At 59.9% G+C, this 9,667-nt stretch carries 7 protein-coding genes; 1 reads left to right on the plus strand and 6 read right to left on the minus strand.

All coding sequences use genetic code 11. The features are described from left to right. From VIL80_RS10510 to crp, 4 genes are all read right to left on the minus strand, one after another. Positions 1-1,492: tetratricopeptide repeat-containing sulfotransferase family protein (locus tag VIL80_RS10510; RefSeq protein ID WP_332036069.1), on the minus strand; the 1,492-nt coding region annotated here is incomplete at its 3' end. A gap of 67 nt (positions 1,493-1,559) precedes the next feature. Next, a complete protein-coding gene (locus tag VIL80_RS10515; protein ID WP_332036070.1) occupies positions 1,560-4,052 on the minus strand; it encodes a TonB-dependent receptor in 2,493 nt (830 codons plus the stop codon). Positions 4,053-4,214: 162 nt separating this feature from the next. Next, a complete protein-coding gene (locus VIL80_RS10520; RefSeq protein ID WP_332036071.1) occupies positions 4,215-6,317 on the minus strand; it encodes a transporter substrate-binding domain-containing protein in 2,103 nt (700 codons plus the stop codon). Between the two features lie 233 nt (positions 6,318-6,550). After that, positions 6,551-7,186 carry a cAMP-activated global transcriptional regulator CRP gene (crp, locus tag VIL80_RS10525; RefSeq protein WP_318955389.1) on the minus strand — a complete coding sequence of 212 codons (636 nt, stop codon included), beginning with the start codon at positions 7,184-7,186 and terminating at the stop codon, positions 6,551-6,553. A 323-nt stretch (positions 7,187-7,509) separates the two neighbouring features. Here crp and VIL80_RS10530 point away from each other — a divergent pair, with 323 nt between their 5' ends. Then, entirely contained in the window at positions 7,510-7,917 is a 408-nt protein-coding gene (locus VIL80_RS10530) for an OsmC family protein (RefSeq protein ID WP_332036075.1), read from the plus strand. 89 nt (positions 7,918-8,006) lie between these two features. On the opposite strand, the gene coq7 is transcribed toward VIL80_RS10530, so the two are convergent. After that, positions 8,007-8,654, minus strand: coding sequence for a 2-polyprenyl-3-methyl-6-methoxy-1,4-benzoquinone monooxygenase (gene coq7, locus VIL80_RS10535; protein WP_332036072.1), 648 nt, complete (start codon positions 8,652-8,654; stop codon positions 8,007-8,009). 22 nt (positions 8,655-8,676) lie between these two features. After that, a partial coding sequence (gene purD / locus VIL80_RS10540) for a phosphoribosylamine--glycine ligase (RefSeq protein ID WP_332036073.1) occupies positions 8,677-9,667 on the minus strand: 991 nt, incomplete at its 5' end.

Consider the following 9,667-nt stretch of genomic DNA (forward strand, 5'->3'; position numbering starts at 1 on the left):
GCACGCTACTGGCGGTACTCACCGCACCTTCCGCCGCGGAAAAATCCAGGCAGCGTTCGTCCCAGGGTAAATCGCAGAATGCAATCAAGCGCCTGCTCTCCGCTTCGGGATTTTCGGTAAAGCGCTCGTAGCTCACTTCAAGAATGCGTTCCGGGTAGAGCTGCTTCCAGTGCTCCATCAACCGGTGAAACTGGACGATATAGCGGGCGGTGTCTTCGAGATCGTAATTGTAGTGGTAGTAGGCAAACTGAAACGAGAACAGCTGGCGGTAGTTGCTGAGGCAGGTATCCAGCGGGTGTCGTCTCAGCAGTACAAAGCGGGCTCCGGGCAGGCACTGCGCGATCAGACCCAGGTAGAGAAAGTTCATCGGCAGCTTGTCCACAAATCGCGGCGCTTTAGTGCCCGCTGCATACAGGCGGTCGGCGACGCTTGCGAGGTAGGCCTGGCCAATGGCTGGCTTGTCGGCATGCGCCAGCCCGCTCAGTACACCGGCATCGAGCACCGCGTTTGACACGCTGCCGGAGGCGCGCTTGGCGGCCATCGGAAAATCCTGAAGCTCGCCCAGCGAATGCACCTGCGGGTGGCTGTGCAGGACCCGCTCGATCAGGGTGGTGCCGGAGCGGGGCATGCCCAGCACGAAAATGGCCTGGTTGCCCGCTGTGCCGTTCACGGTGTCAGACGCACTGGAAAAAGCCGCCCTGACGCCGTCAAACAGCGCCTGGTCGCGGGAAAAATCGTAGTGGATTTTCCGACGGTAGGCGTGCTTGGCCGTGGTCAGTGTCTGGAAGGCGCCGTGGAAGTTGCCTTCGCGTTCAAGTTCGCGAGCGATGGCGTGTGCGAGATACAGCTGTTCCTCCGGCGCAAAGCGCCGTGAGTTCTGCAGTGCCAGCAATTGCGGCAGGCGCAGGTTTTCACTGCGGTTCTTTTCCAGCTCTGACAGCGCCCAGTGGGCGCGGGCGAAATCCGGTCGCAGCCGGATGGCGTGTTCATAGGCGGAGCGGGCAGCATCCAGGTTTCCGAGGAACTGCTCGGCACTACCGAGATTGAACTGGAATTGGGGATTCTGTGGCTGTTTGCCCACGGCGCGGCGAAATGCCTCGGCGGCCTTTTGCTGGTCGCCGACCTTGCTGTAAATCACGCCGAACGTATCCAGTAGCAGCGCCGACGACGGATGTTGCTGCATGCCACAATCTGCGGCCACCCGCGCGTCACCAATCTGTTGCAGCTGTATATGGCAACGGGCTTTCTGTGACAGGTACTCGGGGTTGTCGGGATCGAGTCGCAGGGCTTCGCTGACCAGTTCCAGTGCGCGGCGAATCTGGCCGGTGGCGGTGCTGGCAATACTGGCGAAGAACCAGCCATCGGCCATATCCGGCGCGACCTGCTGCAATTGCGTGGCGAGCAGGGCGAGATCGCGATAGACGCCGCGGTTGAGCGCACTCACCGCGCGCTGGTGCAACTCGGCGATGTTGGGGTTATCGGGTGTTTGCATAAGATGAAAATACAAAAGCCGGCCCGGGTTATCCAGGCCGGCTTTTGTGTGATCCGGGGGCTACCGTTTAGAAATGGTAGGTCACCCGGGCGCCGATGGTGCGCGGTGTACCCACATACTGCGCGTAGGAACGCAGGTTAAAGTCACCGTACAGGGTGCCGGGGCCGTCGGTCTCGCTCTGCAGAATATCCGACCGGCGGCTGTTGCGGGTGCCGGTGACGTAATACTTGTTCCACAGATTGTCGACATAGGCCTGCACCCGCCAGCTATCCTGCTCAAAGCTCGCGGAAATGTGGTGGATCGCGTAGCCGGGAATCGCCTCGCCACCGCGATCGCCGGCGATGCGCTCGCCGGTTTCCTCGTCGATGTAATACAGCGGGTCTTCCGGGCCGCCAACGGTGTTGTATACATCACTGGCGAACACCAGGCCATAGTTCAGCAGCAGGTCCTGGCCCAGCAGCTGGGTGTGGTAATTCAGGTTCATGGAGCCCTGGTGTTCCGCGTGTCCCGGCAGGCGCGCGCCTTTCTCGGCGGTGTAGTCGCCCACCAGACCCGGTGCATCTTCACTCAGTTCCGCATTGGTGTAGGCGTAGCTGAAGTTCAGGTCCAGGTTGTCGCGGATCATCCACTGCCCCTGCAGTTCCAGGCCGCGACTGAAGGCGGTACTGCCATTGGCCAGAATCGGCAGGTTGCCGAACTCGGTGGTGCTGGACAGCTGCAGGTCGCTCCAGTCGATGTAGAACAGCGCCGCGGTCAGGGATACGCGCTCGCCGACAAGGCCCTTGTAACCGATCTCGTAATTGTCGATCAGGTCCGGTTGGTACACGAGCTCGTGCGACTGGGCACACAGTTTCTGTCCGTCGTCCTCACCGGCCAGTTGCTCCGGGCTGCACTCCGGAACGGAGTTCACACCACCGATGCGGTAGCCCTGGGAATAGGTGAAATACACCATGCCGTCATTGCTGATGTCCCAGGACGTATTGAACTTGAACAGGTCGCCGTCGTCGCTGCCCCTGTTGCGGCGGAGATCGACATTGATGGCATCCTGCGGGGCGCCGTCCCACACGGTCTCGAGCAGCGGCAGGCCAAAGCCGCCGGTGATGTCGGTCTCATACTCGTAGGCGCGATAGCCGGCAGTGACCGACCAGCGGTCGCTAAGCTGGTAGCTCACTTCGCCATACAGTGCGGATTCCTTGCTGAGCCGGTCGGTGAGTTCGATGTATTCAAGAGCGTCCGGGCGCAGCTGTATGCCATCAAAGTTATCCACCGCAAACTGGTCGAAGCCGGGGACGAATTCCATGCTGGCATAGTCCCACTGCTTCTCGGTGGTGAAGTAGCCGGCTACCCACGACAGCGGTCCGTCGCTCTGGGATACCAGGCGCAGTTCAAAGGTTTCGGTTTCCTCGCTGGCTTCCTCGCGGGTATACGCGGAGAAGCTGGGAAATTCCTCGTAACCGTACTCAAAGCCCAGCAGCAGGTCGGTCTGGTCGCGCTGGCCTAGCTCGTCGTACTGCGACTCACCGTAGGTGGCGGTGGCCTCGGCAAAGCCCAGGTCCGCGCTCACTTCCAGGCTGGTGAGCTTGTTGGTGAAGTGATTGGGCTCCTCGACGCGCGCTGCGGATTCGTAGCGCCCAGTGCCAAACGCGAGCTGATTGTTCAGCTGGCGGCCCTCGGCCTTGGTGTCCTGGTAGTAGTGCCACAGGCTGGCTTCCAGCCAGTCGTTCGCGGCCCAGCGGAGGTTGGCGCGGCCCGACAGAATGTCGGCGCCGCTGGCATCTTTCACGGTGCGCAGGTTGGCGGCAACGTCTTCGGGGTTGGAGAAGTCCGGCTGCGGGTTCGAGACGCCGGGCTCGCGCACCACATAGCTGTAGTCGATAAAGCCCGGATCCTTGACCTGGTCCAGGTTGACGCGCAGCGCCAGCGTGTCGCTGAAACCCAGGTTCAGGGTGCTGCCGTATTCCTGCCCGAAGCTGTCGCTTTCGGCATTGCGGCTGGCATTGCCGCGCACTTCGGCGGTGTACTCGCCGAATTCAGCCTTGCGTGGGATATAGCGGATGGCGCCGCCAAGCGTGCCCTGACCATACAGGGTACCCTGCGGGCCGATCAGCACTTCCACGCGCTCGAGATCCACCGGGTTCAGGTCCACAGACAACGGGGTTTCCCCCAGGTAGATGGCCACGGCACTGCTGTCGAAGCCCGGGCCGAGGCCGCCGGTATTGAGGCCGCGCACCACGATATCCGGTGACTCATTGCGCGGGCCGCGATCCACCACGGTCAGCCCCGGGGTGTAGTAGGCCAGCTTGGCCACGTCATTCAGGCGCAAATCTTCAATCTTGCCACCGTCCACGGCGGAGATATTGATCGGGGTGTCCATCACGCTCTCGGCGCGGCGACTGGCAGTTACCACGACTTCTTCGAAAACCGGCGTGCCCAGACTTTGCTCTGAAGTCTGGGCGATCGCTTGTGCGGCGGTTAGTAGCGGCAGGGTGGTACAGGAAATTGCGAGCGCCAGATGCGTTTTATTGAACCGGCGGGAGCCCCCATTATTTTGGATCGTCATTTTCATGGTGTGTGAGTTGGTACATCTAACTACAAAAGATTTCCGCAGAATACCATTTGAAAACTGAAGAAAATGCGGTTGTTGAAATTTCCGCCACAGGAAGTTTGTCGGGAGCAAATTTTCGGTAGAAACAAAAGGGTCGACCAACGGGTCGCTCTTGGGCTACTTGAGTGGCAGCAGGTGATCATCCGCACCGGCACCACTCACGATACCGGCGTAGGCCTTGTATAACTGGCTGATCTTCCGCACATAGAGCACGGGTTCGGTACCGCGCACATAGCCGTAACGCGCATTTGAGAAGTATTGCGGCTCGGAGAGTTTCAGCATGGCCATTTCGACATTGCCGAACCACACGTCGGGATCCAGACCCATTTCCTGCGCGAGACGGCGCGCGTCCAGCAGGTGACCATAACCGGCGTTATAGGAGGCGAGGGAGAACCAAAGCTTGTCAATCGCCGGCAACGTCGGCTCAAAGCGATCGCGTACCCAGTTCAGATACTTGATGCCGGCTTTGATATTGCGTTCCGGTTCGAACACGGGCGGTTGAAACCCCATGTCTTCCGCGGTCATGGGCATGACCTGCATCAATCCCTGGGCGCCGACCGGAGATACCGCCTTGGGATTGAAGTTGCTCTCTTGCCACATCTGCGCAACCACAAGGCGCCAGTCGAAGTTGTATTCCTGTGAAGAGCCCCTTACCAACTCGTCAAACGGTGACAGATCCTCCCCCGGAACCACGCGCGCTGCCACCTGTTGGGTGAAGCGTTTATTGGGTTGGAAATAAGCCGCAATTTTTTCCTCGTATTGCGGGCTCTTGCGAAATGCCACGATAAACTGGTCCAGCTTTTTCTTTAGTACCTGGTTCTGGGGCATCAGCATCCAGCCCTGCTCCCTGGGATCGCTGACTTTGGTACCCGGTAGCAATTCCGGTTGCAGTGAAGCGGCCATCAATATGTCATCGGTGTCGATGACGGTAGCATCCAGTACGCCCTCGGCAATTTTGTTAACGATCTCTGCAATGGACATTTCCGGTGGGGCTATCTCTACCGCCACATTGATGCCGCTGTTTTTGATCGCGCGAGCGGTGGCGATAAAAGGGGAATAAGCACGCAGCGTCAGTGTGCGTCCCGCAAGGTCCTGTACGGTTTTAATTTCGGGCTTCTTTCGGTTGCTTACCACCTGTTCCGGGGTTTCCCGATAGGAGGTGGTAAAGGTTATCCCCTGGTCGATACGCTCCTGGGTAATATTTTTCAGCGCGCCGGCAAAATCTCCGCGACCGGCCTTAAGCCAGTCGATCAACGTTTCGTTGTAGGGGACAACAATGACCTGCAGCTGCAAATCGTGTTTATCCGCAAACGCTTTGGCCAGGTCGTAGTCAAAGCCCATCAACATACCTTTCCACAGGTAATAGACGGAGGGCCGGTTGTAGGTCAGAAAGCGGATTACCCCGGACTGCTTGATCGCCTTCCAGTCGGCAATACGATCCTCTGGCGCTTCAACCAGATTGTGTGTGAGGAAATTGTTGACGGTGGTGAGTAACTTCCTGGAGTCCTTGCGCACCGCCCAGGCGATATTTTCAGGCTCTGTGACTGCCGCACCGACTCGCACATCATCCCGGTAACTGAGCATATTCTCGGCGATGTAGTCGTCGAGTATTACCGCGCGATTGTTTTTCTTGTTCAACAGGTCCACCAAGGCATCGCGATCCTCATACACGATTGCTTGCCGGATGGTCAGGCTTGCCTGCGGATACAGTGCGACCAGCTGGCGCGCGGTGTCCACATAGGTGGAGCCGGTCTGGGCAATCAGCTCAATATTGCGAAGTTTTTTTGCATCGCTGATGTCCGGGCCGTTGATGCTGGTGAGCAGCTTCTGGCGGGCCTGCATCAGGGGCAGGGTAAAGGCCACCAGTTGGCGCCGCGCCTCGTTGTCCGTCAGGGAGTAGGCGGCAATATCGGCCTTGCCGTCACGCACCATCTCCAGGGCTTCCTGGGGGGTGCTTGCCTGCAGCCAGACCGGTTCCAGCTTGAGTTCCTTGGCCAATTTGTTGGCAAGATTGACGTTTTTCAGCGTGACGATGCTGTCTCGCGGCAGCAGATCCAATGTGGGCCCCCCCAGATTGACCAAGCGGATAGCGCCGCGCTTGCGGATGTCTTGAAGGTCGCCGGTTTCGATGTAATTGCTTGTTGCTGCTGCTTTGGGCGCAGTGTTTTCGTCGTGTGGAGGCCGCTGACCGCAGGCGGTGATCAAGAGAAGCAACGCCATTGCGATAAACAATGCGCTTGTGAATATTCGAGCAGCGCCGTTACGGTTCCGCATAGATCGGTCCCTCGGGCTGAGACCTCGAAATTTTAGTGTCGCAGTCGGCAAACGGCGGCAGCAGGCAACACCGCTCGCGGGCGAAGAACCCGATGGGCGAAAAACGAGAGGAGGGAGGTATTGTAGGAGTGGAGAGCGGGGCACCCGCTAAGCTGGGCGCCCCGAATCGAAATCGGGGATCAGCGGGTGCCGAAGACCACCATGGTTTTGCCTTTTACGGATACCAATCCCTGTTCTTCCAGGGTCTTCAGTACCCGGCCCACCATCTCGCGGGAGCAGCCGACAATGCGACCGATTTCCTGGCGGGTAATCTTGATCTGCATGCCTTCCGGGTGGGTCATTGCGTCCGGCTCGTTGCACAGGTCGAGCAGGGTGCGGGCCACGCGACCGGTCACATCGAGGAACGCCAGGTCACCCACCTTGCGGGTGGTGTTGCGCAGGCGACCGGCCATCTGGGTGGCGAGGGCAAACAGGAATTCCGGATGCTGACGGGTCAGTTCCTGGAACTTGCTGTAGGAAATTTCCGCGACCTCGCACTCGGTTTTGGTGCGCACCCAGGCACTGCGGGTGTCCTGATCGAACAGGCCCATTTCGCCGAAGAAGTCACCGTCGTTCAGGTAGGCGACAATCATCTCACGGCCTTCATCGTCCTCGATCAGCACGGTTACGGAACCGCGCATAATAAAATACAGGGACTCACAGCGATCACCGGCGTAGATGATGGTGCTCTTGGCCGGGTAGCGGCGGCGGTGGCAGTGGGCGAGGAAATCCTCAATGTTGCCAGTAGACAGGGTATCTTCGGTAGCGACCGTCACGGATCTACTCCTTTTCTAGAATTTTTTGTGCCTGATCCCGGGTAAAAAATGATTATCCCGCTAAAACACCGGTGCCGACAGGGGCTGGGCGCGGCAAAGCTCCGCAATGTGATCTGGGCCACTATTTGCGAAGCGCTGAGTTCGGGTGTTGTTTATAACGGTTGTAGACAGCGCTGACAACCGCCGTAAGTAAAGGCTTACTTTCAATTTCTGACTGGAACGGCGGTACCAGGTGACGCTGTGCTGCGGATTACGCCGGTGGTTGTGATAAGCTCCCCGCCCTCGTTAATTTTGCAGGAGAGAGTTCCATGGCGGGCGGCGTTATGCAGGGTCGGGTGACCTGGGTAGATGGGCTGACATTTGTCGGTGAGGCCGGCAGCGGCAATTCCGTGGTAATGGAAGGCGGTGTCAAGAACAACGGTATCCGCCCGATGGAGATGATCCTGCTTGGTGTTGGCGGCTGCGCCTCCTACGACGTGGTGAGTATTCTGGAAAAGGCCCGCCAGGACGTGATCGGCTGCCATGTAGAACTTAAGGGTCACCGTCCCGATGCGGTTCCGGCGCCGTTTGAGAAGATCGAGATGGAATTTGTGGTGCGCGGTCGCAACATCAAGGAAGTGCAGGTGGCGCGGGCGGTAGAGCTGTCCGCGGAGAAGTACTGCTCTGCTTCCATTATGCTGGGCAAGGCCGGGATTGAGATTGTGCACAGCTACCGGATTGAAGAAATCTGAGTTTGCTGGCTGCTGAAAAAGCCAGATAAAGAAAAACCCCGAGCCTCACCGAGACTCGGGGTTTTTTTATCCAACGGGGCGGGTGGGGCTCAGACCCGGTAGCTCACCGTTGTCATCGCCTTCGACACCAGCGTCATCAGCCCCTTCACCGGCCCGGGGAAGCGCGCGCCGCCGGCATCCAGCGCCGCGTGCTGGTGCTTGGCCTCATCTACCAGCATCTGCTCCACCACCGCGCGGCTTTTCTCATCCTGCGCCGGCAGTTTCTGCAGATGGCTCTCGAGATGTTTGCATACCTGCTCCTCGGTGGCGGCGACGAAGCCCAGACTGACCTTGTCGCTGATCTTTCCCGCGGCGGCGCCGATACCAAAGGATAAACCGTACCACAGCGGGTTCAGCAGGCTCGGGCGGCTGTCCAGTTCCTGCAGGCGCTGCTCGCACCAGGCCAGATGGTCGATTTCCTCATCGGCGGCGTGTTCCATTTCCGCGCGCACCTGCGGCAACTTGGCGGTCAGCGCCTGCCCCTGGTACAGGGCCTGGGCGCACACCTCGCCGCTGTGGTTTACCCGCATCAGGCCCGCCGCATGACGGCGTTCGCTATCGGACAGCTCGGTTTCGTCCACGGCCTTCGCCGGCGACAGCCGTTCGTGGCAGGGGGAACCCGGGCTCAGGGTGCGCAGGGCGCGATCCGCCTGCAGCAGCAGGCGGTCAAGTCCGCTCAGTTGGCGATGACTGCTCATCCGTGTATTCCTCGAAAAACGATTACGCTTCGGCGGACTGTTCCCGCTCTACCGCGCGGTAGCCGATATCCTTGCGGAAGAAGGCGCCTTCCCAGTAGATCTTGCGTGCGCACTCGTAGGCGTTTGCCTGGGCTTCGGCCACGGTGTCACCCAGCGCGGTGGCGCAGAGTACGCGGCCGCCGCTGGTGACAACACGCTCACCGTCCAGCGCAGTACCGGCGTGGAATACCTTGGCGTTTTCGCCGTCGGCCTTGTCCAGGCCGGAGATGGCGTCGCCCTTGCGGTAGCTGCCGGGGTAACCGTGAGCCGCCAGCACCACACCCAGTGCCGGGCGCGAATCCCACTCGGCGGTGACCTTGTCCAGGCGCTTTTCCACAGCGGCCATGCACAGCTCCACCAGGTCGGATTTGAGGCGCATCATGATCGGCTGGGTTTCCGGGTCGCCGAAGCGGCAGTTGTATTCGATGACCTTGGGCGCACCCTCTTCATTGATCATCAGGCCGGCGTAGAGGAAACCGGTGTAGGGCATGCCTTCACTGGCGAGGCCTTTGACGGTGGGCTCGATAACTTCCTTCATCACGCGCTCATAGACGTCCTGGGTCACTACGGGGGCCGGGGAGTAGGCGCCCATACCGCCGGTGTTGGGGCCGGTGTCGCCGTCGCCGACGCGCTTGTGGTCCTGGCTGGTGGCCATGGGCAGGATGTGTTCGCCGTCGACCATGACGATGAAGCTGGCTTCTTCGCCGGTGAGGAATTCTTCGATCACCACGCGGCAGCCGGCGTCGCCGAAGGCGTTGCCGGAGAGCATGTCGCGCACGGCGAGTTCGGCTTGTTCGACCGTTTCGGCGACGATGACGCCTTTACCGGCGGCGAGGCCGTCGGCCTTGACCACGATGGGGGCGCCTTGTTCGCGGATGTATTCAATCGCCGGTTCGATTTCTGTGAAGTTGCGGTAGGCGGCGGTGGGGATGGCGTGGCGCTCGAGGAAGTCTTTGGTGAAGGCTTTGGAGCCT

Source organism: Microbulbifer sp. (genome assembly GCF_036563125.1).
GTDB lineage: Bacteria > Pseudomonadota > Gammaproteobacteria > Pseudomonadales > Cellvibrionaceae > Microbulbifer.